This is a genomic window from Pandoraea sp. XJJ-1 (assembly GCF_026802345.1).
GTDB classification, from domain to species: Bacteria; Pseudomonadota; Gammaproteobacteria; order Burkholderiales; family Burkholderiaceae; genus Pandoraea; species Pandoraea cepalis.
In genome coordinates, this window is record NZ_CP113827.1 from 152,791 (window position 1) to 179,091 (window position 26,301).

Below are 26,301 nucleotides of genomic sequence, written 5' to 3' on the forward strand. Positions count from 1 at the left end.
ACGACTCATGCGACATGGAGATATTTCGAGTAGCCGCGACGGGGTGGGCGTTGCGGTCGTCAACTACAAGATGCCGCGTTTGCATACGAAGGCGGAGGTATTGGAGAACGCGCGCAAGATCGCCGACATGGTCGTCGGCATGAAGCAGGGGTTGCCCGGTATGGATCTCGTGATCTTTCCCGAGTACTCGACGCACGGGATCATGTACGACCGGCAGGAGATGTTCGACACCGCAGCGACGGTGCCGGGCGAAGAGACGGATATTTTCTCGGCGGCATGTCGCAAGGCGAATGTGTGGGGGGTGTTTTCGCTCACGGGTGAGCGGCACGAGGATCATCCGAACAAGGTGCCTTACAACACGCTGGTGCTGATCGACAATCGCGGGGAGATCGTGCAGAAGTATCGCAAGATCATGCCGTGGACACCGATCGAGGGCTGGTACCCCGGCGACCGCACTTACGTGACGGAGGGACCGAAGGGGCTGAAGATCAGTCTGATCATCTGCGATGACGGCAACTATCCGGAGATCTGGCGGGATTGCACGATGAACGGCGCGGAGCTGGTGGTGCGTTGTCAGGGATATATGTATCCGGCCAAGGATCAGCAGGTGCTTGTGGCGAAGGCGATGGCGTGGATGAACAACACGTATGTGGCTGTCGCGAACGCGACGGGCTGGGACGGTGTGTATTCGTACTTCGGCCACTCGGCGATCGTCGGCTTCGACGGCCGCACACTCGGTGAATGCGGCGAGGAAGAGATGGGCGTGCAATACGCGGAACTGTCCGTGAGCGCGATTCGCGACGCACGCAAGAACATGCAGTCGCAAAACCATCTGTATAAGCTGCTTCACCGCGGATACACCGGGACGATCCATTCCGGCGAAAGCGCGAACGGCGTCGCCGATTGCCCGTTCGGGTTCTACCGCGATTGGGTCACCGACCCGAAAGGCACGCAGCGCAAAGTCGAGGCTATCACCCGCTCGACACCCGGAACTGAAGAGTGCCCGATTGACGGGATTCCTTGTGGGGGAGGTTGAGCGGTGGCGGGCCGTAAAGGCCCGCCACCGTGTACTCATCCGCCGAACTTCACCTCCCGATCCAGCGGATACACCGGACGATTCACGCGCGAGAACGGGAACAGCGCGTAATTTGAACTCGTCACGCCGTCGCTGTCGCATTCGACCAGCCCGGCGGAGATCGGCACGAACACCGGACGGCAGTACATGCGGGACTTGAGCAGCAGGAAGCGCTCGTTGCGCGGGTCGAGGCCAACGCAGGTGAACACGCCGTGGTCCCACGGCTCGTGCGTGCGCTCCGTCACCACGATGCGCGCCGGCCCGATATCGAACAGCACCGTGCGGCCCATGTAGCAGCGTTGCCCCGTATAGGTCGGACCGCTCACGACATACTCGCCGTCGCCGATCTTGCGCACGATGCCGGTGAGCACCGGCGGTGTCTTGACGATGCCCAATTGCGTCAGCGCACGTTTGTTGCCGACGGCCAGCGTCACCTCGGCGCCCTCGCCTGCGGCGATCAACGTCGCGACCGCTTCCGGATCGCACAGCGGACCGACGCCGATGCCGGTGAGCCCGGCCGCGAGCGCCGCTTCGAGCACGTCCATCGTGTCGCACGTGCCGCCCGACATGCAGTTGTCGCTGTGATCGAGCAGCAACACCGGCTTGTCGGCGCCGTCGGCCAGACGCTTCGCTTCGACAATCGAATCGACGAGCGGCGCGCTGCGGTAGACGAACTCGTCACGCGCCTCCCATATCTGCGCGGCGATACGGTCAGCGACGGCCTGAGCATGTGCCACGCCGCTCTCCCCGTCGCCCGCCGTCACGACCACACTGATGCAAGGCGCGGGGATGTCCGCGAGCGAAAATCCCGAAAACACCGACACGGCCGGAATACCCTCTTCGGCTTCGGCGCGCCGCGCGGCGTCGAGCGCGCGCTTCATCGCGCCCCCGTGGCTCGTGCTGCATAGCGTATGCACCATCAACGGCGGTTGTTGCCATACCACGCGAGGGCGGCGTTTGCCGGCGAGCCTTTCGAAGAGCAGACGGCCGGCGTGCTCGCCTGTCTCGTACATGTCGATGTGCGGATACGTCTTGAACCCCACGACGATATCGGCATTCTCTACGATCTTTTGCGTGACGTTGGCATGCAGGTCGAGCGCAACGGCAATCGGCGTATCCGGCGCGGCGGCGCGCACGCGCTCGAGCAGATCGCCCTCGCCGTCGTCGCTGTTTTCCGCGACCATCGCCCCATGCAGGTCGAGCAGGATCGCATCGACGCCGCTCGCCGCAGCCACAATCCGGTCGCACAGGGCGTCGTAGGCGCTCGCCGCCACCGGACCGCTCGGGTTGGCGGCAGCGCTGACGGGGGTCACCATCTGCGCCCCGGCGGCCTCGGCGAGATCGATGAACGCGGCCATCGCCGTACGCATGCCCTTGTTGTCGCGATAGGCCGCTTCGTCATACGTGGGTCCTAGAGGGCCGAAGGCGTCGAGCGGTGTGGGCACCGGCGAGAATGTATTCGTCTCGTGATTCATCCGCGCGATCATCACTTTCATGCGGCACCTCCTGCGCGTTGCAACATCGCTTGCAACAGCACGTTGCAACCCGCTTCGAGATGCACCGGATCGGCATCTTCGATTTCGTTGTGACTGATGCCGTCCTTGCACGGCACGAAGATCATCGCCGTCGGCGCGACGCGCGCCAGATAGACTGCGTCGTGCCCCGCACCGCTGATGGCATCCATCGACGACAGCCCGAGTGCCTGCGCGCCCGAGCGAATCGCGTCGACCAGTGCCGGGGCAAACGGCTGCGGCGGGAAGTACACGACCGGCTCGATGGCGACGTCGATGCCGTTCGTGCGCAACGCGTCGCACTCGGCGCGCAGCTTGGCGTCGAGCGCGTCGAGCGTGGCGTCGTCGGCCGCGCGCAGATCGACGGAGAGCGTCACGCGGCCCGGAATCACGTTGCGCGAATTCGGATAGTTGTCGACCCAGCCCACGGTGCCGCGCGCATGGGGCGCGTGCTCGCAGGCGATGCGGTTGACCGCCTGGATCAGCTGCGCGGCGGCGAGCAGCGCGTCGCGGCGTAGCTCCATGGGCGTAGGGCCCGCGTGGGCCTCCATGCCCGTGACGGTTACGTCGTACCAGCGCTGACCGAGGGCGCCCTGCACGACACCGATCGTCTTCCCATGCGCTTCGAGGACCGGGCCTTGCTCGATGTGCGCTTCAAAGTACGCGCCGACCGCGCCCGCTTGACCCACCGCCGGCGCGGAGCCCGCGTAGCCGATGGCGCGCAACGCGTCGGCGACGCTGACGCCCTCTCGATCTCTCTGCGCGAGCGCGTGATCCAGCGTGAAGGCGCCTGCGTAAACACCGGACCCCATCATCACGGGCACGAAACGCGACCCCTCCTCGTTGGTCCAGACGGCGACTTCGAGCGGGGCCTCGGTCACGATGCCGTTGTCGTTGAGCGTGCGCAGCACTTCGAGCCCGGCGAGTACGCCGTAGTTGCCGTCGAACTTGCCACCGGTCGGCTGGGTGTCGATGTGGCTGCCGGTCATGACGGGCGGCAGCGCGTCGTTGCGGCCGGCGCGCCGCGCAAAGATGTTGCCGATCGCGTCGACACGCACCGTGCAGCCGATCTCTTCGGCCCACGTGACAAACCGATCGCGACCCTGCCGGTCGAGATCGGTCAGCGCGAGGCGGCACACGCCCCCCTTCTCGGTCGCGCCGATTTGCGCGAGTTGCATGAGGCTGTCCCACAGGCGCGCGCCGTCGACGCGTACTGCGGCTGCCGGTTGATCGAGACGTTCCATGTTCATCAGTCCTTCAGGGCAGACGCCGCGACGGTCGCGCTGACGCCTGCGTTGGCAGAGTGGCGCGCTCGCCCCGTCGCATGGGGGCGTGGCGGCGCGCTTTGGGGGAAATTTGGGCCGCGCGGCTCAAGCCACGCCCACACCGAGGTAACGGTCCTTGACGACCTCGTCGGCGAGAAACGCGGCGTTGTCCGCGCCGTACACGATCACGCCTTGCTCGACGATGTAATGCCGGTCGGCGAGCTGTGTGCAGACCTCCAGATTCTGTTCGACGAGCAGGATCGCGACGCCGGCTTGCTTGATGAGCTTCAACTGCGCCACGATCTCCTCGACGATCACCGGGGCGAGCCCTTCGACCGGCTCGTCGAGCATGAGCAGGCGCGGGTGATTCATCAGCGCGCGTCCGATGGCCAGCATCTGCTGCTCGCCGCCAGAGAGTTGCGCGCCACCGTTCTTGCGACGCTCCTGCAAGCGCGGAAAGATGCGATAGATGTCGGCAAGCTGCCACGGCGAATCGCGTCGGGCTCCGAGCTTGAGGTTCTCCTCGACGGTGAGCAGTTTGAAGATGCCGCGATGCTCGGGCACGAAGCACACGCCGCGCGCGGCGATTCGGTGCGCCGGTTGTCCGGCGATGGGCTTGCCCAGGAACGAGATGGTGCCCGCCTTGGGCGGTACGACGCCCGCGATGGTCTTGAGCGTGGTCGACTTGCCCGCGCCGTTGCGACCGAGCAGCGTGACGAGTTCGCCGTCGCCCACGCTCAGCGTGACGCCTTGCAGAATGTGACTCTTGCCGTAATAGCTGTGAATGCCTGCGACGTCGAGAATCATGCGCGGCCTCCGGTAATCATGTTGCCGAGATAGGCGGCGCGCACGCGGTCGTCGGCGCGAATGGCATCCGGCTTGCCTTCGACGAGCACGCGCCCTTGCTGCATGACGGTGATCGTGTCGGAGATGTCCATCACGATGTTCATGTTGTGCTCGATGAGCACGACGGTGTGATCGTCGCGCAGGCCGCGAATGAGCTGCTTCATGTCGTCGAGATCGTCGATGCCCATGCCCGACGTCGGCTCGTCGAGGAAGATCGCCTTGGGACGCGCCGCGAGCGCCATGCCCACCTCGAGACGGCGTTGCTGCCCGTGCGAGAGCGCACCCGCCGCGGTGCCGGCATGACGCGTGAGCGCGAGCCGCGTGAGCACGTCGTCAACGACGGACGCGCAGGCGCGCGGGCCGTCGGCCTTGCGCCAGCACGAGAGCGCACGGCGCGGCGTCACGCCCAGCGCGGCCAGGCGCAGGTTTTCGCGTACAGACAGATTCTGGAAGAGCGCCGTCACCTGGAACGAACGCGCAATGCCGCGTTGGACACGCCGGTAATCGGCTTCGGTGGTCACGTCGTGACCGTCGAACAGGATGCGCCCGCCGGAGACGGGCACCGTGCCGGTGAGCATGTGAAACAGCGTGGTTTTGCCCGCGCCGTTCGGGCCGATGACCGAGTGTACCGTGCGCGGGGCCACTCGCAGATCGACGCCGTGCAGCGCGGTGAACTTGCCGTAGCGTTTGACGATGCCGGCGGCTTCGATGAGAGCGTCGCTCATGTCGGGTCTCCCTGCGTATCCAGTTTGCCGTTGGGCCCGCCGCGCTTGCCAGTGATGCGACACCACAGCGATTCGCCTACGCCCCACAGTCCGCGATGCATGAACAGACTCACGGCGATGAGCAGCAGGCCGAGCAACAGCAGCCAGCGCGGCCAGAGCGTGGAGAGCCAATCGGCGGCGAGCACGTAGAACGCCGCGCCCAGCACTGACGCGAAGAGATTGCCCGTGCCGCCGATCACCGTCATCACGAGGATCATTTCGCTCGAGTGGTACTCGATGTTGGACAGCGGTGCGATGCCCGTCATGAGCGCGTGCAACGCTCCGGCCAAGGCCGTGACGGCACCCGAGATGGCGAAGGCCACGAGTTTGAAGGTCTTCACGTGATAGCCGACGGCGGCCGCGCGGGCCTCGTTGTCGCGAATGGCGAGCAGCGTGCGGCCGAACACGGAATCGGCCACGCGCAACAGCCCCGCGAAGACGATCAGGAAGACGACGGCGACGAAGGTGTAGTACTGCCAGGGCGTCTCGAGCGGGATCAGCGTCTTGCCGCCCAATGCGAGCGACTGGCGCGGGATGTCGAGCAGCCCGTTGTCGCCGCCCGTCCAGTCCGTCGCGGTGTAGGCCACGAAGTAGAACATCTGCGCGCACGCCAGCGTGAGCATCACGAAGTAGGTACCCTTCTGCCGGATCGCGAAGCTGCCGACGATGGCCGCGACCGCAGCGCCCAACACGATCGATGCGACCACGGCGAGCGGCATGGGCAGCGCCCAACGCGTGAGCAGAATACCCAGCGTGTAGCTGCCCAGGCCGAAGAAGATGCCCTGGCCGAACGAGAGCAGACCGGTGTAGCCGAGCAGCAGATTGCAACCGAGTGCGGCCAGCGCGTAGATGAGCACTTCAGTCGCGAGCGTGCCCGAGGACAGCGTGACCGGCAGGATCAGCGTGACGGCGGCGGCGAGCAGCCAAAAACGGTAACGTACCAGCATCATCCCCTCCCGAGCAGGCCGTGCGGGCGCATGAGCAGCACCGCTGCCATCGCCACATAGATCATCAGTCGTGCGCCTTCCGGCCAGATCGTGCTCATCAGGCTTTGCACGATACCGATCACGAGGCCGCCCACGAGCGCCCCGGCGAAACTGCCCATGCCACCGATGACGACCACCACGAAGGCGATGCCCAGCGCCTCGATCCCCATGAACGGGTCGACACCGCGCACCGGCGCCGCCAATACCCCCGCCAGCGCGGCGGTGCCCGCGCCGAGTGCGAACGCAAGGCTGAACACCCGGAACACGTTGATGCCGAGCAGCGACACCATCTCGGACGACTCGCTGCCCGCGCGCACCGCACTGCCCAGGCGCGTGCCTTCGAGCAGCCACCAGAGCACGGCGGCGAACACGACGGTGAAGCCGATGAGGAAGAGCCGGTACTTCGGATAGATGAAGCTGCCCCACATCACCACGCCGTCGAGCGCCGCGGGCACGGCCACGTTATCGCCGAGCGGGCCCCAGACGATGATGACCAGTTCCTGCACGACGAGCGCCAGGCCGACCGTGACGAGGATGTGAAACTCGTGCGCTTTCTCGTAGATGCGCGACAGCAGCAGTTTCTCGGCGATCCATGCGAGGGCGCCGACGACGATCGGGCAGACGATCAGCGCGAGCCAGAACGACAGGCCCCATTGCATCGCCTGGTAGCAGCAATACGCGCCGAGCACATAGAAGGCCCCGTGCGCGAAGTTCACGAAGCGCAGCAGGCCGAAGATGATGGATAACCCGACGGCGAGCAGGAAATACAGCATGCCGATCCCGACGCCGTTGATGACCTGCAGAATATAGACGTTCATGCGCGTCCCGGAGAGCTTGGGTGGACGTGGGGCACCGTGCGCCGTCCGGCTTTCGCCGCGCGGCACAGACGACACTTGCGGGGACGGCCAGGCGTCCCCGCGAGCGACACGGCGTGAGCGTTCGCGCAGCGGCGGCGCGCTGCGCTACCGGCTCAGGCCAGCTTGCACTCGGTCTTGTCGAGCGGCAGGAACGATTTCCCGGCGCTGACAATGTCGGCGAAATCGTCGGCGTTGCGCATTTTCGACTTGGCCTTGCCCTTGAGCAGGTAATAGTTCTTGAGCACCTGGTGGTCACCCTTGCGGATCTCTTCCGGCCCGGTGAGCCCGTCGTACTTCATGCCTTCCATCGCGGCGATGACGGCCTTCGGATCGGCGCTGCCGGCCTTGATCATGCCGTCGAGCATAAGCTTCGTGCAGATATACGAGCCCGCGAGGCTGTAGTTCGGGTTCTGCTTGAAGCGTGCCTGCGTGCGCTTGACGAGATCGAGGTTCAGCGGCGAGGCCACCGCGTGCCAGTACTGCGCACCGAAGTACACCCCGTCGCACAGATCGGCGCCGAGCGTCTCGAACTGCTCCAGGCCAGAGGCCCACGCCATCAGGATCGTACAGTTGTTCTTCATGCCGAAGCTCACGGCCTGACGCAACGTGTCGGAAGATTGCGAGCCGAAGTTCAGGAGCAGCAGCACGTCGGGCTTGGCGGCGACCGCGTTGGTGAGATAGCCCGAGAACTCCTTCTCCGACAGCGAGTGGTAGCTGTTGCCAACGTGCTCGATGCCTTTTTCCTTGAAGACGTTCTTCGCGGCCGTGAGCAAGCCTTCGCCGAACACGTATTGCGGCGTAATCGTGTACCAGCGCTTGGCCTTGGGCATCGATTCGATGAGCGGGCGCACCGTTTGCTCGATGGCGCCGAAGGTCGGCACCGACCAGCGGAACGTGGCGCTGTTGCAGTCCTTGCCCGTAATTTCGTCGGCGCCGGCCGTGGTGATGAATATGCCGCCGGCCTTCTCGACTTCCTTACCCATGGCGAGCGCTTCGGACGACAGAATGCCGCCCGCGAAGAAGCGCGCGCCCTTCTGCTGCGCGATTTCCTGCACGCGACGGATGGCCGTGGCGGGCTTGCCTTCGGTATCGAGGGTGGTATAGGCGAGCGGTCGGCCAACGACCTTGCCGTACTGCTCGACAACGAGCTTCATGCCCAGATCGGCAAACTTGCCGTTGGCCGCGAACGGCCCCGACATCGGTACCGGACACGCCAACTGGATGGCGCCGGTGGTTTGCGCGAACACATCGCGCGCGGAGATCAAGGAGGCAGGCAGAGACGCCGCAGCGGCGAGCTTCAACAGTTCACGACGATTCAATTGGGTCTCCAGGGAAGGGAGCAATCGTTCATGGGGTGCAAACGTGCAGCGCGTCGCACGCCGACCGGCCGGCGATCCGAGAATGGATCTGCGGCAGCGACCTGAGTGTGACAGCTGACAACGTCCGGGGCCTTATCCCTATCCGTCATATTTATTATGATAAATAGGATGAATTTGATCGTAGGTATAATATTTCGGGGTGTCAATCGGAAAAAATTCTCATCCGGCACCGCCGGTAGAACACGTTCGCAAGCCGGCAAGCCACGTGAACGGACCCTTGTGAGGCGCCTTATGGCACGAGATGCGCAGACGGTGAGAGAGCCGTTGGAAATCAAACAACAAAAACGTGGCGATCTGGTCGCCGAAGCCATCAAGCGCCTGATAACCGAAGGCAACCTGCTGCCTGGCGATCGTCTGCCGCGCGAAGTGGAATTGCAGCAGATGTTCGCGGTGTCGAAGAGCACCATTCGCGAAGCGCTCAAGTCGCTCGAAGTGCAGGGTCTCATCAAGGTGAGCACCGGTCCGTCGGGCGGCGGCATGGTGGTGGAGGTGCCGCTCGATCGCACCTTCCAGCTCATGCAGAACTACCTGTTCTTCAAGGAAGTGAGCATCGACGACATTTACACGGTGCGCCAATTGCTTGAGCCGGAGCTAGCCGCGGGTGCGGTGCCGCATCTGACCGAGGCCGACTTCGACGCGCTGGAACACAACATGGCGTGTTGCAGTCCAGCGTCGCACGACCGGCGCGAATTGCTGCGCCAGCGTCAGGCCGATATGGACTTCCACGACATTCTCGCGGCGGCCAATCCCAACAGCTTTCTGCGGTTCACCTGCGAACTCGTCAACGAGATGATTCGCCAACTGATTGTGTTCGGCAACGAGACGCCGCGGCGCGAGCACGAGAAGTTCGGTACGGCGAACGTCGATATCCATCGTCGGATTACTGACGCGGCGCGCGCAGGGGATTCGCAACGCGTGCGTGAACTCATGCAGGTTCACATGCAGGAAGCGCGCACCTATATCAAGCGGATGAACGGGAAACTGCGCGGTCGTCTCATTCTCGATTCGGACATCGTCGACATGCAGCAGCGCGTGCGCTCGCAACTCGCGACGAACGCGCCGCGTGCGCCGGCGGGCGAGGGAAAGCGTGTAGCGAAGCCCGCGACGAAGCCTGTCGTGAAGCCGGCCGAGAAGCCGACGACGAAGGCCGTCGGGAAGCCGTCAGCAAAGCCGAAGACCCCCGGCACGAAGGCCGAAGCGGCGACGAAGACTGCGCCCGCGCGCAAACGTCGTACGGGGTCGCGTTAAGGCGGGCCGGGGCGGACGCGGGGCGTTGCGCGCGCCGACAACTCAGGGCGAGATCGGCGCCGGTTGTTGTTGCGTGCAGCAGTGAATCCCGCCTCCGCGCCGCGCAATGCCACGCAGCGGCACCTGCGCGATGCGTCGGTCGGGGAACGCCTGCTGCACGATGTCGCGCGCCTGCGCGTCCGCCGCCGGATCGCCGAATGACGCCATCACTACGCCACCGTTTGGCAAATAGAAATTCACATACTCCGGCGCGAAGTCTGGATCGTCCGCGACGGCGGCGGGCAGCGCGTCGAAGTCGACGCAGGGCAGCAGGCCGATCTCGAAGGGCCGCCCGCGGGCATCGCGCGCCAGGCGCAGCGCTCGCAGGTTTTCCCTCGCCTCACGCGCCCATTCGTCATTGCCGTCGGCCCCGGTGGCGAGCAACACGCTAGGGCGCACGAAGCTCGCGATGCCGTCGACGTGACCGTCGGTGATCGTATCGAGTCGCGAGCCTGGCAACCACACGACGTGCGTCACGCCCAGCCAATGACGGAACACGTCTTCCGCCTCACGCCGCGTCAGTCCGGGGTTGCGATTCGGATTGAGCACCGACGTCTGCGTCACGATCAGCGTGCCCTCGCCATCCACATGCCACGACCCGCCCTCGGCCACGAGCGGCATCGACGTCGTGGCCACGTCGAGCGCCAGCGAGACGCGTTTCGCGAGCTTCGGATCGGCGTCCGGCATCGGCCGGATCTTCTGTCCCCAACCGTTGAAGTTCCAGCGCAGCGCGTGCAGTGCCCCGGCGTCGTCGAGCACGAAGGTCGGGCCGTTGTCGCGCATCCAGTGATCGTCGACGGGCATCGGGTGAAGTGTGGCGCTGGCCGGCAGGAGGCTGCGTGCTTCGTCGAGATGATGCGGATCGACCGCCACATGCAACGGCTCAAAGTGCGCGATCGCGTGGGCCATGCGTCCCAGCTCGCCGACGACCTCGTGCCGGCGGGCGCCCGACATGACCGTGTGGCTCGGCCACGCCATCCAGCAGGCGGCATGCGGATGCCACTCGGGCGGCATCCGCCAGCGGCCGGCGGCGTTCGCGTGCGTCGCGACTAGTGTGTGGTGAGGGGGTGTCATCGTTCGCGTGACCGTGAGTAAAGTGCCGCCAGTGTAAGCGGCTCACGCTCGGCGCGGGGCGCGTCAACGGGGCGGGGAATCGGCCAAATGGACGGAGAGCCGCTTGAGTGCACGTACCTGGCGTAGCGCCACGCGAAAATCGCTCGTCGAGATTAGGCCAATGCCGCCTTCGTCATCGTCAAGCGGCTGTCCGTCGCGTTCATAGACCACGAGTGCGCCGATGCCCACCGGCGTGTTGTACAGCTCGTGCCACGAGAACATGACGGTGTAGCCGTCGGCACCCTGCGCCAATACGAAGGCTCGCGTGAAGTCGCGTGCGTGCGGCAGGCACAGTTGCGCGATGTCGAGCAGTGCGCTCAGCCTGACGCCTTTGTATTCGCTCGCGCAGCGCACCATTCTGCCTGACAGGCAGACGACGTCGAGCGGCCCGGTCAGTTGCGTCGGCAGGCGCATCAGCGCGCAGAGATCGAAGGAGTAACGACGCTTGACGCAGCCGGAGACGACCACTTCCCGCGATACCAACGCGTGAGGCGCCGCGGGTGCGAGGTGCGCGAGCGGGAGGGGAGGCAGGGGACTCACCGAAGCGGGCGGCGCACCGCTGGCGGTGAGGCGAGTGTCTGGCGAGGCGCCGTCGGGCGCGCGCATGGAGTCGAGAGACATGTCGGTTCGGTGGTTGGGCGTGGGGGCACCGGTCGCCGCAATATAGCGGCCGGGCCCCGCACGGACATACGTCGCGCCTGATAGCCGCTATTCGCTTGCCCGTGCCCGATCAGCTACCGTAGCGGGCGGTGCGCAGGACGGGCCTGCGCGCGAAAACGTCGGCGATCACCGCGCGCGCCTCCTGCACGTCGGCGAGGGTCTCGCCGCCTTGCAGTGCGTCGAGCGCTGCACGCAGCACGGCCACGTACTCGGCATCGCCCGGCGCGTTGCCTCCGCCCAGGCGCAACAGACTGACGGATGCGCGCAGGGTGAGCATTGGCGACGCCTGCGCCTGCGCGATCTGCAGTGCATGCTCGAGCCACGGGCGCACGGCGTCGTCGGGATGATGACCTGCGCGCAGAAAACTCCCCTTCTGGCGCAGGAATTCCGCTTGCCAATGGGCGTCGCTGCGGCGCGCGGTCACATGGGTGCCGCGTTCGGCCGCATGCAGTCCGAGCGCAATGTCGCCCGTGCCGGCACACGCTTCCACGAGCAGCCCGAAGAAGATGCCCTCGACGCCGCCCATGATTTCGCTCAGGCGTCCTACGCTGTCGGTAATGCGCTCGAGGCCGCTCACGTCGCCGCGTGAGGCGAGCGCCCAGCCGCGAATCGTCTGTCCGGCGAGTGCCCAGAGCGCCACGCCGGTCTCCGACGCGACTTCGATGGCCTCGCTCGCCAGCGCTTCGGCGGAGGCGACCTCGCGACGCAGGCGTCGCAGCATCGCGGCAAACACCAGGGCGAACGAAAAGGAATAGCGGCGGCCTTGTTGACGTCCCATCGCCAGCGCCGCTTCGCTGGCCGCGAGCGACGCGTCGTGCCGTCCGACGAACCAGTACGCCCACGAGAGGAACGAGAGTGCGGTGATGCGAGCGTCTTCGCCCAGGCCGGTGTCGGCGTGCTCGGGACGATAGTGGGCCAGGCTGCTTTCCAGCGCCGTGACCGCGCCGCCGAAGTCGCCGTGGCAGCACAGGCTGTTGCCCAGCGCGTAGTAAGCATGGGCTAGCAACGGTGCGGCACCGGCCTGTTCCGCGATGAGGATGAGCTTGCGTGCGAGTTCGATGCTGCGCTCGAAGCCGCTCCAGGAGCTCGAGCCGAGCCACAGTCCCCAGAAGACCGGGAACAGCGCGACGTCGTCGCCCATTGGCTGCGCGAGCGCGAGGGCCGTCTCGAAGTTGTGGCGCGCCGGCTCTGAGCCATAGCCGTGCAGCGAGACGAGCGGCACGCCGAGCGCCATGCGCAGTTGCAGCTCGCGCTGTGCGGTCTGAGCACCGGTGCCGGTCTGACGCAGCACGTCGAGCGCGCTCTGGTAGTGCGCACACGCTTCGCGGAACGCCTGGCGCCCGGTCGCATACTCGCCCGCGAGACGGTAGTGCTCGATGGCGGCGTCCGGTTCGTCGGCCTGACGGAAATGCCAGGCGAGCACTTCGGGTTCGGTCTGCGCGGCGGCGGCGTGCTCGCGCATGGCGAGCGCGATTCGGCGGTGCGCGTCCTGACGGCGTTCCTGCGGCTGCGCGTCGTAAGCGGCCTTGTGCAGCAGCGCGTGGCGGAAGACGTAGCGGCCATTGTCCTGTCGCTGCACCAGTGCGCAGGCGGCGAGCGTGTCGAGCGCTCGCTCGACGAGCGCCATCGAACGCCCGCTCGCGGCGGCGAGCAGATCGGCCTGAAATGCCGGGCCGAGACACGAGGCGAAGTGGGCGACCGGCTTGGCGCTGCCCGCCGCGTCGATACGCGCCATCATCAGTTCCTGAAGGCTCGCGGGCATGGGCATGGCGCCGGCGGCGGTGCGGGCGCCATGTTGGGCCGCCGTGGCCCGCGCCAACTCTTGCAGGAACAGCGGCACGCCCTCGGCCAGATGCACGATGCGCTCGCGCAGGGCGGCGGGCAGGGCCACGCGCGGGGTCGCCGCGCGCACGATCGACGCGGCGGCGCCAGCGTCGAGCGGTGCCAGGTCGATCCGGCGCATGCCCACGTGATGACGCCACGGTTGCTCGAATTCGGGCCGGGCGCACACCATCAACAGGCGGCCGCGCGGCGGATTTTCCGCCACGAGCGCGAGCCATTCCAGCGTGGATGGGTCGGCCCAGTGGGCATCGTCGAGCACCAGCACGCCGCCATCGGGCAACAGGGCGGAGAGCAGGGCGGGCGTCTCGTCGAGTACCGCCTGTTTCCACGCGTGCGGCACGTTGGCGTCGGCATGCCGGTCAAACAGGGCGCACAGGCGGCGATGAGCCAGCAGGGCGGGTTGTGGGAGCTCCGCAGCGTCGTCGACGGATCGCGCGCGCAGCCAGCGCGCGATCGGGTGGAAGGGCGTGCCGGCGCCGTCAGGCGCGCAGGCCAGTTCGATCGCGCGCAGGCCGCGCGTTTCCACGAAATGCCGCACCAGCGCCGATTTGCCGATACCGGCTTCGCCGATCACGAGTGCCAGCACGCCGTGTCCGGCGCTCGCGTCGCGCATGGCCGTGTGCGCGGCGGTGAGTTCCGCCAGGGTGGCATCGCGGCCGAAGAGCATCGCCGCGCGACGGCGCGAGCGGCGTTCCGGCGTCGGGTCGGGATTGACGCGAAACACGGGAATCTCGCGATGGGCGTGGCGCTCGCGCACGCTGCCGTGTGACGTGGTGGGGATGGCCACGCCAATGAGACGTTGCGTGGCGTCGCAGATCAACACTTCGCCGGGCAGCGCCATGTCGGCAAGCTGCGTGGCCGAGCGCGAGACGCGCCCGCCGGTGTCGGGACTGTCGTCCGCCACCGAGCTGATGACCAGCCCGGTGTGAATGCCCACACCGATGCCGACGCGTGCGGAGCTTGCCTGCACGCAGCGCATGGCGGCTTCGACGGCATGCCGTCCGGCGCCTTCGAGGGCGGTGGGATAGCCGAAATAGCCGAGCAGGCCGCCTGTCGGCGTGCGCACCGTGTAGCCCCACGACTGGCGCAGGATCGTCTCGCACTGCACGAGCGGCGGGCGCATCGTGCCCACGAGCTGGTCAGGATCGTCGATGCCGTTCGGCGCGAGTTCGATGGCCACGACCGTCAGTTGGCGGCGCTCCGGGCCCGTCGCGCGCTGTTCCATGCGCGCGGGCGGCGTCTCCAGCAACTGGGTGAGCGCCTCGCCGGGCAGCTCACCGAGTTCTTCGTCGAGGATGTCGCGCAGACGGCGGTATTCGGTCTCGGCTTCGTCGCGGCGTCCGGCACGCAGTAGCAGCGCGAGCAGGCAGTGCCAGCCCGATTCGTCGAACGGGGCGAGCGCGACGAGCTGGCGTGCGTGCGCGAGTGCCTGATCGAGATCGCCCAGACGGGCGTAACCGTCGGCGAGCAGCCGCTCGCCAAAGACACGGCGGCGCTGATATTCGTCGCGTTGGAGCTCGATCCACTGTTCGAGATCGGGGGTGTCGCGTACCGACAGTCCGTGCAGGAAGGGGCCTTGGTAGAGCGCGACGGCGTCGGCGAGATGTTGTAGATGTGCGGCCAGATCCAGGCCCGTCACGGCGTCGAGCGTGCGATTCGCCTGCTCGATCATGCTCGCGAAGACATGCGCGTCGATCCAGAGGCCGGTCTCGGGGCGCAGACGCACAACCTGGCGGTCGGATTCGAAGAGTTCGTCGCCGAGGGTGTCGCGCAGATGGAAGAGCATGCGCTTGAGCTTGTCGCGGCCCCCCTGGCCATCTTCATCGGGCCAGAACAGGTCGGCGAGTGCGCCGCGCGTATGGAAGCCCGGTTGCAGGGCGAGGTAGGCCAACAGGCCCCGCGCTTTCGTGTATTTCACGGCGCAGGCTTGTTTGCCTTGTTCGACCCGCATCGGTCCCAGCAGGTAGAGCGATCTGGTGGCTTGCATTGTCCCTGGACGGCAAATAGGCAACACCGGCGCACACCCCAGGGGAGTGGCACCGGTGCGGCGAATTCAAGATGTCGTCGAGCCCGACCGACGGATCCGGCGCGCGGCATGGGCTGCCATCGGGACCGGCGCATCGGCAATCTGGCGAAACGTCAAGGCCGTTCCGGGGGGGCTCCGGCCGAATGCTTTCAGTACTGCAGCCCAAAGTATAAACACGAGTCTCGATTTCTTCGGCAATACCCGAGGAATTCACATGTCATTGCGGGCGTCGCGCCGCCCCTGCGGTCACACGCCGCGATCGATCGGGCGTTCGGTCGTGCTGCCAAGGTGCTGCCGGACGCGAGACGACTGTCGGAGATTTACGTCAGTCGTCGTAAAGCAATTGTAATGTAAATCATTCTCATTTATATTCGCGCTCCATATCGAGGGCATCGACCGCGGATGAGACGTCAGCGTGGGGCTCGGCGCGACCCGTCGGTGTTCTCCCTCCTTATTCCTACCACGACGCCTTTCGAAACCGATCGATCATGATGCAACGCAAGCCTCTGACGGTGGCCATGATGGCCCTCTTCGCCACGCCGTTCGCCGTCGCTTACGCCTCGCCCGCCATGGCACAGAGCACGTTTGACGCCCCGACCTCGGGCACGACGCAGACCACGACGCAAGGCGCGGCGCAGGCCGCCACGTTGCCGCAGACCGAAGTGTCCGGCACGTCGATTCGTGATGATTACCAGCGCGACATCTCGACCGTCGGCGGCAAGGTGCCCACGGCGATCCGCGACATCCCGCAATCGGTCACCGTGATCGACAAGGCGGTCATGCAGGCGCAGGGCGCCACGTCGTTCGCCGATGCGCTGCGCAATTCGCCGGCCATTACGCTTGGCGGTGCGGAGGGCGGGCAGATCGGCAACAACATCAATCTGCGCGGTTTCGCGGCACGCACCGACATCTATCTCGACGGCTTCCGCGATCGCGGCCAGTACTATCGCGATACGTTCGATCTCGAGGCCATCGAGGTGCTCGAAGGCCCGTCGTCCATGCTGTTCGGCCGGGGTTCGACCGGTGGCGTCATCAACCAGGTGAGCAAGCAGGCCAATCTCAAGCCGCTGAACGAAGTCTCCGGAACGCTCGGCACGAACGACCAGTACCGCACCTCGTTCGACCTCAATCATCCGCTCTCGGAGACTGCCGCGTTCCGGATCAACGGCTTTGCGCAAAATATTCATACGACGCGCGACGTCATGAACAATCGGGATTGGGGCGTTGCGCCCACGCTCAAGCTTGGCATCGGTACGCCCACACAGATCACGCTTTCCGCGCTCGTCCAACATAACCGCGATATGGCGGACTACGGCACCGTGGGCTACAACGGCAGTCCGCTGCCGGTCTCGAAGCAACAGTTCTACGGCCTGACGACCGACCGCACGGTGCAGGACGTAATGAGCCTCTCGGCCAAGATCGAGCACAGGGTCGACGACAGTCTGAAGATCACGAACCAGACGCAATACAGCCGCTATGTCATCGACGCCATCGAAACGTCGCCGCATGCCGTGGGCGTCGCCAACGGCACCGGGGGATTCACGTCGCTGCCGGCCCGTCCGACGGCGGGACTTCCGTCGTATTCGCTCGATCAGCTCTGGGTGCAGTTGCAGAGTCACGATCGCAAGATCACCGACTCGTCGCTGTTCAACCAGACCGACGTCGTGAAGACGTTCTCGACCGGACCGATCAAGCACACCCTGATCGCCGGCGCGGAGTTCGGGCAGGACACCTATGAAAATCAGGCGTATTCGCGCACCGGCGCTGGACAGTCGACGGGCTTCCTCGGCTGGATTCCCGCCAGCAGTACGGCGTACTACGCGAATCTGCCGAATGTCACGACGACCGCCGGTAACCTGGCGCAGGGAACGGCACAGACGGTCGCGTTCTACGCGAACGATACCGTTGAGCTGAGCCGCCACTGGAAGATTGTGGGCGGCCTGCGCTGGGATCGCTTCAAGGCGCAGCTTTCGAACACCGTCAGTTCGCCGGGCTACGCGACGCAAACGGTCAACCATACGAGCGTGCGCACGGGCGTGATCTATCAGCCAAGCGAGGCACAGTCGTATTACTTCTCCTATGGCACGTCGTTCAACCCGTCGCTTGAAACGCTCACCGTCACCAACAACACGCAGGCCCTGCCGCCCGCGACGAACGAATCGTTCGAAGTCGGCAGCAAGTGGAATCTGTTCGACGACAATCTGGCGATCAACACCGCACTGTTCCAGGTCACGCAGGACAATGCGCGCACGCAGACCGGCACGTCGGGCGAATACACGAACGCAGGCAAGGTGCGCATTCGCGGTGCGCAGGTGAGCGCCACAGGCCGTATCACGTCGAACTGGCAGGTGATGGGCGGCTATATGTTCCTGAACTCGGAAGTGGTGCAGGCGAACGACGGCACGCAGGGCAATGTGCTGGCCAACACGCCGCGACATTCGCTGACGCTCTGGTCGACCTATACGCTCGGTCACTGGGAGGTGGGCGGCGGCATGAAGTACATGTCAATGCGCTATGCGGCGAACACGAACCTGATTCGCGTGGGCGGTTACACTCGCTGGGACGCCACGATCGCTTATCATCAGCCGAAATACGACATTCGCCTCAACCTGCTCAACGTGTTCAACAAGACCTACTTCGACGCGCTGGTGCCGTCCGACGGCGGACGGGCTGCGCCGGGCATCGGGCGCACGGCGCTGCTCACGGGCACTTACCGGTTCTGACGGAGACGCACGTCGATGTTGCTACGCATTCCGAATGTCCTCAATGCCGAGCAGGTGCGCTGGGTTCGCGCAGCGCTCGACAACGCGGGCGACGCATGGGTCGACGGCCTGGCCACGGCGGGCTATCAGGGGGCGCCCGTCAAACAAAACCAGCAGATCGACGAGCGCTCAGCCGTGGCTCGCGAACTGGGCGACGTGATTCTCGGTGCGCTGGAGCGCCATCCGCTGTTTATCAGCGCGGCATTGCCGAACAAGGTGTACGCGCCGATGTTCAACCGCTACGGCGAAGGCATGCACTTCGGTCACCACGTGGACGGGGCGATTCGTTTGCAGCCGGGCAGCGGCATGCGCATTCGCACGGATATCTCCGCCACGCTCTTTCTCGCGTCGCCGGATGCGTACGACGGCGGAGAACTGGTGATCGAGGATCAGTACGGGGCGCACGAGGTGAAATTGGCCGCAGGCGACATGGTGCTGTATCCGGCGACCAGCCTGCATCGCGTGAACCCTATCACGCGCGGCACGCGGGTCGGGTGCTTCTTCTGGGTGCAGAGTCTCGTGCGGGACGACACGCAGCGCACGCTGCTCTTCGACATGGACAACGCGATCCAGCGTCTCAACGCGTCGGACGCTGACGAGACCGCGCGGCGCTCGCTCGTCGGCTGCTATCACAACCTGCTACGCCTGTGGAGCGAGACCTGAGCGCCGGCGCGCGCCGGGCCATCGTGCCCGGCGGCGCTGGACTCGCACCGATGTGACTTACTGCGCTTGACCGGCCGGCGGTTGCGGGGCCGGGGCGTTCTTGTGCATCGGACCGCGATGTTGCCTTGCCTCGTCGTGCCAGGTCTTCATCCTGGCCCAGCGCGCCTTGATCGTGGTGCTCACGAGCGTCTTCTGGTCGTTGTTCAGACCGTTGTACACGTTCAACCAGGCATCTTCCGTCTGGCTGCGAAGCTGACGGTTCTGGTCGAACGCCTTCTCGCGGGCGGCGCGCATGCCGGCCAGGTCGAGGATCTTCTGATCCTTCGTCTGCGCCATCATCTGCCGGAACTGTTCGCCATTCTTGCGCATGGCGTCGTGATTCTGCTTCGACGTGGTCACTGCCTGCTGCCACGCTTGTTCCTGCTGCGCGTCGAGTTTCAATTGATCGTGCAGCTTGTGCATGTCGCCGAGCCCCCACGGGCCGCGCTCGCCGCGCATGTGGTACGCGGCGGCATGGGGTGCCGTGGCCGGTGCCGCGGCATCGGCGGCATAGGCGACGCCGAGCATCGAGGTGGCGACGAGGATGGCCGACGCGGCGGCGATCTTCAGTTTGCGCATGGTGTTGACTCCCTGTGGATACTGCCGGAATTGGCAGTTTCAGAGTAAGTCATCGCCGCACCGAACACGTTGCAAAGTGCAACCGGTGTATTACCTGACGTTACCAGCGCCGGGATTCGCAATATTCCGAAACGACTCGGCCCGCCCTTGCCGGGTGTCGACAAGGGCGGGCCGTTCATGAACTGCGTGCGATAGTGCGCGCAAAAGGGCACGCCTGACGCGCTTCGTCCTTCGATCAGTCCCAGGCGCCGCGACCGCCCGACACGCTGTAGCGGCCCGCACCGAAGAGCATCAGGCAAACGCCCGTGAACAAGTAGAAGGCTTGCAGTTCGAGCGACCAGCCGCCGGTCTTCGCGAGATCGCCGAGTTGGTTCAGGTGCACCAGCGAGAACGCGATCACCATATTGCCCACGACGAGCAGGCCGCCCAGACGGGTGAGAACGCCGAGAATCAGCAGGACCGGGGCGAGCAGTTCGCCGAGATAGACGCCGTAGGCGAGAAAGCTCGGCAGGCCGTGCGACGTGATCATGCCCTCGATGAAGCCGATCCCGTGGATGACCTTGCTGACGCCGTGAAACAGCAGCAGGATGCCGAGGGTAAGGCGCAAGATCAGTTTGCCGAGATCGTCTCTGGTGCTCTGCATGGGGAAGGCTCCTTCTTGACTCGCGAGTTCGCGTAAGGGGGCTGACAGGTACGGAGTGGCACGCTCGCTAGCGCCGCGTGCCGGCCAAATGGGCACCACTGTATCAAATCGTTACGGCGCTGTCTGCGGGTGTCCTATCGATTTCAGGGACATAGCGCGAATCGCTACAGGCGCGCTGATTACACCTGGTTACTTTTCGGACTGCCCGGTTACACGCCGGCTGTCGGCGCGGTGCTCACCTGCGCCGTTATACCGCATAAGGACACGGTCATTCGCTGGCAATCCCGCCAACGGTCCGGATCCCCGCCGGTTTCCTGAAGACGCATCACCGCATGCGCGTTCAGGCCAATTCAAAGCAGTGCAAAGCCAATAAGGATTCCATTATGAACGTCCGCAAAACCGTGATTCTGAGCGCCGCGACCCTTGCCTTGGGCGGTGTGTTCGCCTCGCAGGCGTTTGCCCAGACGCCCACGACCGAGACGTCGCGCGACGTCAAGCAACAGCAGCGCATCGACAATGGCCTCAAGAGCGGTCAGTTGACGACGAAGGAAGCGTCGCGTCTCGAGAAGGGCGAGGCGAAGATCGACCGGATGCAGGCGCACGCCGATCACACCGGCGATACGGCGGCCGAGAAGGCCCGCATCGCCCGCGCCCAGAACAAGGAGAGCGCAAAGATCGAGCAGCTCAAGCACAACGACCGGGCAGCGAATCCCGGATCGGCGTCGTCGGAGCGCATGCAGGCTGACGTGCAACGCAACGTCAATCAGGAGAAGCGCATCGCGCAAGGACAAGCCGCTGGTACGTTGACCAACCAGCAGGCCGGTAGCCTTGAGCGCGGGCAGGCGCATGTCGACGCCGCCGAAGCGCACGCGGGCAAAAACGGTCACGTGAGCGCGGGCGAGCAGGCCGGCGTGCAGCACCGCGAGAATCATCAGAGCCGACGGATTCGTCACGACAAGACGAACGGATGATCGGCCGCTGAGGGTTATTCGCGCGCATGACTGAGGCGCATGACCCTGGTGGATGACGCAAGCGCCACCCCTGGCGGGGTGGCGCTTCTGTTTTGGGGCTATCATCGGCGTCTCAACGAAACCGGAGGACGCTCAGGATGGAGCTGGTGCAAGCGCAGAAGATGCTCGACGGACTCGTGTCGCCATGGGTGCGGCAATTGAATCTGCGGATCGAGGCGACCGGACCGGACCAAAGCGAGCTGAGATTGCCGTTCGATGCCGCATTCAAGCATGGTGGTGGCGTGATCTGCGGGCAGGTGTTCATGGCCGTGGCCGACACGGCGATGGTGGTGGCACTCTCAGCCGCGCTCGGCGGCTTCCAGCCGATGACAACCGTCACGCTCAACACGCAGTTCATGCGCCCGGTGACCGATGGCGATCTGCGCGTGATCGCGCGAATTCTGCGTCGCGGCAAGAACCTGGTGTTCGGCGAAATCGAAATTCTCGACGCGTCGGGCAAGATGGCCGTGCATGCGACGACGACCTACGCGCTGCTGTGAGCACACAGGCGCGAGGCGGTCGACGTGGCTCGCGCGATAGCACCGAGGAGGGCAAGTGTTCGATCAGATCGTATTCGCCGGGGGCGGCAACCGTTGCTGGTGGCAGGCGGGATTCTGGGAACGCGTGACGCGCGACATGCCGCTGCGCCCGCGTGTCATCACCGGTATTTCGGCCGGCGCGGCCACGGCGTGCATGCTGCACATGCGCTCGTCGGACTGGGTGATGGATTACTACCGGCAGGCGCTCGCGAGCAATCGCAAGAATGCCTATTGGGGCAATCTGGTGCGCCGTGAGCGGGTGTTTCCACATTACCGCATCTATCGTCAGGCGCTGCTCGCCATCTATGATGGCCAGCTCGACAAACTTGCCGCGGCGCCGGAGATTCGCGTGGGACTGTCACACATCCCGCGCTGGCTGGGGCCACGCATGGCGACGGCGGCGGGGCTAGTGGCTTACAACATTGACAAGCACGTGCGTCGCACGTTGCATCCAACGCTCGCGAGGCAGCTCGGTTTTACCCCCGAATTCGTGCGCGCGCAGGACTGCCGAACGACAGCGGATCTGGCCGATCTGATGCTGCAATCGTCATGCACGCCGCCGTTCACGCCGATTCTGCGGCGCGACGGTCGCCCTGTGCTCGACGGCGGCATGGTCGACAACGTACCGGTCGATGCGCTCGACGCCACGCCGGGGCGAGTGCTGGTGCTGGTGACGCGGCGCTATCCACGTCCGCAGATCTTTACGCAACATCACGCCGGGCAGGACCGCTTGTACGTGCAGCCGTCGGTGCCCGTGCCGATTTCGAGTTGGGATTACACTCGCCCCGACATGATGGGCCCGGCATTCGCGCTGGGTCGCCAGGACGGCGAAACTTTCCTGCGACATCGGGACACGATGGCGTAGGCGCCTCGCCGGCGCGGCGGATGTCAGCGCCCGAAGCCGAGCAGCGCGGCCGGGTTGGCGACGTGCGAGCGGTCGCCGTTCAGGAAGTCGACGATATTCTGGAAGGCCACGCGGAAATACAGCTCGTAGCTTTCCCGCTCGACGTAGCCGATGTGCGGCGTGCACACGCAATTCTCCAGTCGCAGCAGGGGGTTGCCCTGCAGAATCGGCTCGCTCTCGAAGACGTCGATGGCGGCCATGCCGGGGCGGCCCCGATTGAGTGCCGTGATCAATGCGTTCTCTTCGACCAGTTCAGCACGGCTCGTATTCACGAACAGTGCCGTGGGCTTCATGTGCAGCAGGTCGTCGAGTTTGACGAGGTGACGCGTCTCGTCGTTCAGGCGCAGGTGCAACGACAGCACGTCGCTTTGCGTGAACAGTTCTTCCTTGCTGTTCGCCACGCGCAAGCCATCGGCGGCGGCGGCTTCTCGCGATCCTTCACGTCCCCAGACCATCACTTCCATGCCGAACGCGCGGCCGTAGCCTGCCACGAGTCGGCCGATCTTGCCGTAGCCCCAGAGGCCGAGTGTCTGACCGCGCAGCACCTGACCCAGCCCGAAATTCGCCGGCATGCTCGACGATTTCAGACCGGACTGCTGCCACGCACCGTGTTTGAGGCTGGAGACATATTGAGGAATCCGGCGCTGGGCGGCCATGATCAGTGCCCAGGTGAGTTCGGCCGGCGCGGTCGGCGAGCCGATGCCCTCGAGCACGGCCACGCCGCGGGCGGTGCAGGCGTCGATGTCGATGTGCGCGCCGGCACGCCCGGTCTGGCTGATGATGCGCAGACGCGGCAGTTTGTCGATGAGCTGGGCGGTGATGGCGGTGCGCTCGCGAACCAGAACGAGCACTTCCGCTTCGCCGACACGGGCGGCGAGTTGCCCGACGCCCTTGACCGTGTTGTTGAAGACCTTGACGTCGTGACCAGCCAGCAGGGAGAAGCAGTCGAGCTTGCGAACGGCGTCCTGATAGTCGTCGAGAATGGCAATTTTCATGGCAAAACGTAATCGGATCGGCGCAGGACGGCGAGCGCTCTGCGCGGGCGGAACATGGGTCTGAGGCCGCCGCGACCGGCGGACGAACGGGTCGACCACAGGGACGGCGTTTGTCGGGGCCACCCAGCGCCGGCCTTGTTGCGACGCAGCACCGGCGCGATTTGCGCGGTGGTATGCTGACGCCTCGTTTTGCATAGTATGGCAGGTGTCCTGGCAACCATGGCGAAACCGCCTCAACACGATGGCAAAAAATCGAACCCACCCCGCAAAAGCAAGTCGGATCCGGTGAGCGAGACGCCTGATGCGCACGTATCGGTGCGCGTGTTGCCCCCTGCTGTCCCGCGTGTGGACTTGCGTGCGTCGCAAGCCACACAACACGCTCCGTACTTCGTGCGGCCCATGCCTGCGTGCGCGTTGAGGTTCTGCGCACACGGCGATCGCCGGGGCTATCCTGCCCTTCCGGTATCCCCAACCGGAAGGGTCGCCCGGCCATCCAAGGTGCCTGCACGACGGACGCCCGGCGTCCGCCTCGATTTCCCGACTCTGCATGGAGACAACCCCCATGACGCAAGCCAGTGTGAGCGCAAGCGCGCTCAACGCCTCCTCCTCCTCGTCCAATGTCGCTACCCGTGATCTGCCCGCCTGGGTGCGTCATCGCAAGCTGATCGACTGGGTGTCGCACATCGCGGCGATTACCCAGCCCGAGCGTGTCGTCTGGTGCGACGGCTCACAGGAGGAATACGACCGTCTGTGCGAGCAGATGGTGGCTGCCGGCACGATGAAGCGGCTCAACCCGGCCAAGCGCCCGAACTCGTTCCTCGCGCTCTCCGATCCGTCGGATGTCGCGCGGGTGGAAGACCGCACGTTCATCTGCAGCGAAACGCGTGAAGACGCGGGCCCGACCAATCACTGGATCGATCCGCATGAAATGCGCACGACGCTCGACGGCCTGTTCCAGGGCTGCATGCGCGGTCGCACGATGTATGTCGTACCGTTCTCGATGGGTCCGCTCGGCTCGCCGATTGCCCATATCGGCGTGGAATTGTCCGACACACCGTACGTGGCCGTGAACATGCGCATCATGACGCGCATGGGCCGTGCCGTGTATGACGTTCTGGGCGCCGACGGCGAGTTCGTGCCTTGCGTTCATACGGTGGGCAAGCCGCTCGCCGCCGGTGAGCAGGACGTGGCATGGCCGTGCAACAACACGAAGTACATCGTGCATTTTCCGGAAACCCGCGAAATCTGGAGCTATGGCTCGGGCTACGGCGGCAATGCGCTGCTGGGCAAGAAGTGTTTCGCGCTGCGCATCGCCTCGAAGATGGGCCGCGACGAAGGCTGGCTCGCCGAACATATGCTGATTCTCGGCGTGACGTCGCCCGAGGGCAGGAAGTATCACGTGGCGGCGGCGTTCCCGTCGGCCTGCGGCAAGACCAACTTTGCCATGCTGATCCCGCCGAAGGGCTTCGACGGCTGGAAGGTCGAGACCATTGGCGACGACATCGCCTGGATCAAGCCGGGCCGCGATGGCCGTCTATACGCGATCAATCCGGAAGCCGGCTTCTTCGGCGTGGCCCCGGGGACCAGCGAGAAGACCAACCCGAACGCGCTGGCGACGCTCGGTGAGAACGTCATCTTCACCAACGTGGCGTTGACGGACGACGGCGATGTGTGGTGGGAAGGCCTGACCGACACGCCGCCGGCGCATCTGATCGACTGGCAGGGCAAGGACTGGACGCCGGAGAGCGCGAAGGAGACGGGCCGCAAGGCGGCGCATCCGAATTCGCGGTTCACGGCACCGGCATCGCAATGTCCGTCGATCGATGCCGACTGGGAAAACCCGGCCGGGGTGGCGATCGATGCGTTCATCTTCGGCGGCCGCCGTTCGACGACCGTGCCGCTGGTGACAGAAGCGCGCGACTGGACCGAGGGCGTGTACATGGCCGCGACCATGGGCTCGGAGACGACGGCCGCGGCGGCGGGCCAGCAGGGGGTGGTGCGCCGCGATCCGTTCGCTATGCTGCCGTTCTGCGGCTACAACATGAGCGACTACTTCCAGCACTGGCTCGATACCGGCGCGCATCTGGACAAGCTTGGCGCCGCGTTGCCGAAGATCTACTGCGTGAACTGGTTCCGCAAGGGCGCGGACGGCAAGTTCGTGTGGCCGGGCTTCGGCGAGAACATGCGCGTGTTGGCGTGGATGCTCGGCCGTATCGACGGCACGGCGCAAGGGGTGGAGAACGCGTTCGGCATCACACCACGCTACGAGGACCTGAACTGGAACGGTCTGTCGTTCACGCCGTCGCAGTTCGACGACGTGACCTCGATGGACTCGGCCGCCTGGCACGAGGAGTTGAAGCTCCACACCGAACTGTTCGACACGTTCAATCATCGTCTGCCGCAAGCGTTGCTCGACACGAAGACCGACATCGAGCGTCGCCTGAAGTCGTGATTCGTCCGATGATCGAATGATCGCGCGCTGAACTTGCGAGACGCCGGCATCACGGATCAAGTTAAGGATGCACACAACGATCCCACCGAGGGAGACTTCGGTGG

20 protein-coding genes and 1 pseudogene are annotated in these 26,301 nt (G+C 65.3%); 8 read left to right on the forward strand and 13 right to left on the reverse strand.

What is annotated here, in order from left to right:
* Positions 1-7 precede the first annotated feature (7 nt).
* Positions 8-1,036, forward strand: a complete 1,029-nt coding sequence (locus tag OYT13_RS00595; RefSeq protein WP_268567129.1) for an aliphatic amidase — start codon at positions 8-10, stop codon at positions 1,034-1,036.
* Between the two features lie 35 nt (positions 1,037-1,071).
* Here the strand turns inward: OYT13_RS00595 and OYT13_RS00600 are convergent, their stop codons facing one another.
* The 7 genes from OYT13_RS00600 to OYT13_RS00630 all read right to left on the reverse strand — a co-directional run bounded on the left by OYT13_RS00600 (position 1,072) and on the right by OYT13_RS00630 (position 8,623).
* The gene (locus OYT13_RS00600) at positions 1,072-2,571 is read right to left on the reverse strand and encodes a M81 family metallopeptidase (protein WP_017235687.1); all 1,500 of its coding nucleotides are present in this window, start codon (positions 2,569-2,571) and stop codon (positions 1,072-1,074) included.
* The gene (locus tag OYT13_RS00605) at positions 2,568-3,830 is read right to left on the reverse strand and encodes a Zn-dependent hydrolase (protein WP_017235688.1); all 1,263 of its coding nucleotides are present in this window, start codon (positions 3,828-3,830) and stop codon (positions 2,568-2,570) included. Before OYT13_RS00605 ends, OYT13_RS00600 begins: the two co-directional genes overlap by 4 nt.
* Before the next feature lie 126 nt (positions 3,831-3,956).
* Positions 3,957-4,658, reverse strand: coding sequence for an ABC transporter ATP-binding protein (locus OYT13_RS00610; protein WP_268567130.1), 702 nt, complete (start codon positions 4,656-4,658; stop codon positions 3,957-3,959).
* A complete protein-coding gene (locus tag OYT13_RS00615; protein ID WP_150562000.1) occupies positions 4,655-5,422 on the reverse strand; it encodes an ABC transporter ATP-binding protein in 768 nt (255 codons plus the stop codon). The genes OYT13_RS00610 and OYT13_RS00615 overlap by 4 nt, the downstream gene beginning before the upstream one ends.
* Positions 5,419-6,408: a branched-chain amino acid ABC transporter permease gene (locus tag OYT13_RS00620; RefSeq protein ID WP_150562500.1), complete on the reverse strand. Its 990-nt coding sequence runs from the start codon at positions 6,406-6,408 to the stop codon at positions 5,419-5,421. Before OYT13_RS00620 ends, OYT13_RS00615 begins: the two co-directional genes overlap by 4 nt.
* Positions 6,408-7,265 carry a branched-chain amino acid ABC transporter permease gene (locus OYT13_RS00625; protein ID WP_017235692.1) on the reverse strand — a complete coding sequence of 286 codons (858 nt, stop codon included), beginning with the start codon at positions 7,263-7,265 and terminating at the stop codon, positions 6,408-6,410. The genes OYT13_RS00620 and OYT13_RS00625 overlap by 1 nt, the downstream gene beginning before the upstream one ends.
* 152 nt (positions 7,266-7,417) lie before the next feature.
* Entirely contained in the window at positions 7,418-8,623 is a 1,206-nt protein-coding gene (locus tag OYT13_RS00630) for an ABC transporter substrate-binding protein (protein ID WP_017235693.1), read from the reverse strand.
* Positions 8,624-8,914: 291 nt separating this feature from the next.
* On the opposite strand from OYT13_RS00630, the pseudogene OYT13_RS00635 reads away from it, so the two are divergent.
* A pseudogene (locus OYT13_RS00635) lies at positions 8,915-9,757 on the forward strand (FadR/GntR family transcriptional regulator); the annotation flags it as partial.
* A gap of 216 nt (positions 9,758-9,973) precedes the next feature.
* Here OYT13_RS00635 and OYT13_RS00640 read toward each other — a convergent pair.
* From OYT13_RS00640 to OYT13_RS00650, 3 genes are all read right to left on the reverse strand, one after another.
* Positions 9,974-11,044 carry an agmatine deiminase family protein gene (locus tag OYT13_RS00640; protein WP_268567131.1) on the reverse strand — a complete coding sequence of 357 codons (1,071 nt, stop codon included), beginning with the start codon at positions 11,042-11,044 and terminating at the stop codon, positions 9,974-9,976.
* Positions 11,045-11,107: 63 nt separating this feature from the next.
* Positions 11,108-11,704: a molybdopterin-dependent oxidoreductase gene (locus tag OYT13_RS00645; protein ID WP_157211561.1), complete on the reverse strand. Its 597-nt coding sequence runs from the start codon at positions 11,702-11,704 to the stop codon at positions 11,108-11,110.
* Positions 11,705-11,813: 109 nt separating this feature from the next.
* Positions 11,814-15,572, reverse strand: coding sequence for a BTAD domain-containing putative transcriptional regulator (locus tag OYT13_RS00650; RefSeq protein WP_261939419.1), 3,759 nt, complete (start codon positions 15,570-15,572; stop codon positions 11,814-11,816).
* Between the two features lie 527 nt (positions 15,573-16,099).
* On the opposite strand from OYT13_RS00650, the gene OYT13_RS00655 reads away from it, so the two are divergent.
* Together OYT13_RS00655 and OYT13_RS00660 are read left to right on the forward strand one after the other, a co-directional pair.
* The gene (locus OYT13_RS00655; RefSeq protein ID WP_017233805.1) at positions 16,100-18,334 is read left to right on the forward strand and encodes a TonB-dependent receptor; all 2,235 of its coding nucleotides are present in this window, start codon (positions 16,100-16,102) and stop codon (positions 18,332-18,334) included.
* 15 nt (positions 18,335-18,349) lie between these two features.
* The gene (locus OYT13_RS00660; protein ID WP_017233804.1) at positions 18,350-19,036 is read left to right on the forward strand and encodes a Fe2+-dependent dioxygenase; all 687 of its coding nucleotides are present in this window, start codon (positions 18,350-18,352) and stop codon (positions 19,034-19,036) included.
* A 57-nt stretch (positions 19,037-19,093) separates the two neighbouring features.
* Here OYT13_RS00660 and OYT13_RS00665 read toward each other — a convergent pair whose 3' ends face one another.
* The gene (locus OYT13_RS00665; RefSeq protein ID WP_261939418.1) at positions 19,094-19,654 is read right to left on the reverse strand and encodes a periplasmic heavy metal sensor; all 561 of its coding nucleotides are present in this window, start codon (positions 19,652-19,654) and stop codon (positions 19,094-19,096) included.
* 235 nt (positions 19,655-19,889) lie between these two features.
* Positions 19,890-20,297: a DoxX family protein gene (locus OYT13_RS00670; RefSeq protein WP_268567132.1), complete on the reverse strand. Its 408-nt coding sequence runs from the start codon at positions 20,295-20,297 to the stop codon at positions 19,890-19,892.
* Between the two features lie 383 nt (positions 20,298-20,680).
* On the opposite strand from OYT13_RS00670, the gene OYT13_RS00675 reads away from it, so the two are divergent.
* The 3 genes from OYT13_RS00675 to OYT13_RS00685 all read left to right on the forward strand — a co-directional run bounded on the left by OYT13_RS00675 (position 20,681) and on the right by OYT13_RS00685 (position 22,711).
* Entirely contained in the window at positions 20,681-21,268 is a 588-nt protein-coding gene (locus OYT13_RS00675; RefSeq protein WP_268567133.1) for a hypothetical protein, read from the forward strand.
* A 137-nt stretch (positions 21,269-21,405) separates the two neighbouring features.
* A complete protein-coding gene (locus tag OYT13_RS00680; RefSeq protein ID WP_268567134.1) occupies positions 21,406-21,807 on the forward strand; it encodes a PaaI family thioesterase in 402 nt (133 codons plus the stop codon).
* A 55-nt stretch (positions 21,808-21,862) separates the two neighbouring features.
* A complete protein-coding gene (locus OYT13_RS00685; RefSeq protein ID WP_261939416.1) occupies positions 21,863-22,711 on the forward strand; it encodes a patatin-like phospholipase family protein in 849 nt (282 codons plus the stop codon).
* Between the two features lie 23 nt (positions 22,712-22,734).
* Here OYT13_RS00685 and OYT13_RS00690 read toward each other — a convergent pair whose 3' ends face one another.
* Entirely contained in the window at positions 22,735-23,745 is a 1,011-nt protein-coding gene (locus tag OYT13_RS00690) for a D-2-hydroxyacid dehydrogenase family protein (protein ID WP_130024506.1), read from the reverse strand.
* A 562-nt stretch (positions 23,746-24,307) separates the two neighbouring features.
* On the opposite strand from OYT13_RS00690, the gene OYT13_RS00695 reads away from it, so the two are divergent.
* On the forward strand, positions 24,308-26,197 hold the full coding sequence (locus OYT13_RS00695) for a phosphoenolpyruvate carboxykinase (GTP) (RefSeq protein WP_261939415.1): 1,890 nt from the start codon (positions 24,308-24,310) through the stop codon (positions 26,195-26,197).
* The last annotated feature ends 104 nt before the right edge of the window (positions 26,198-26,301 follow it).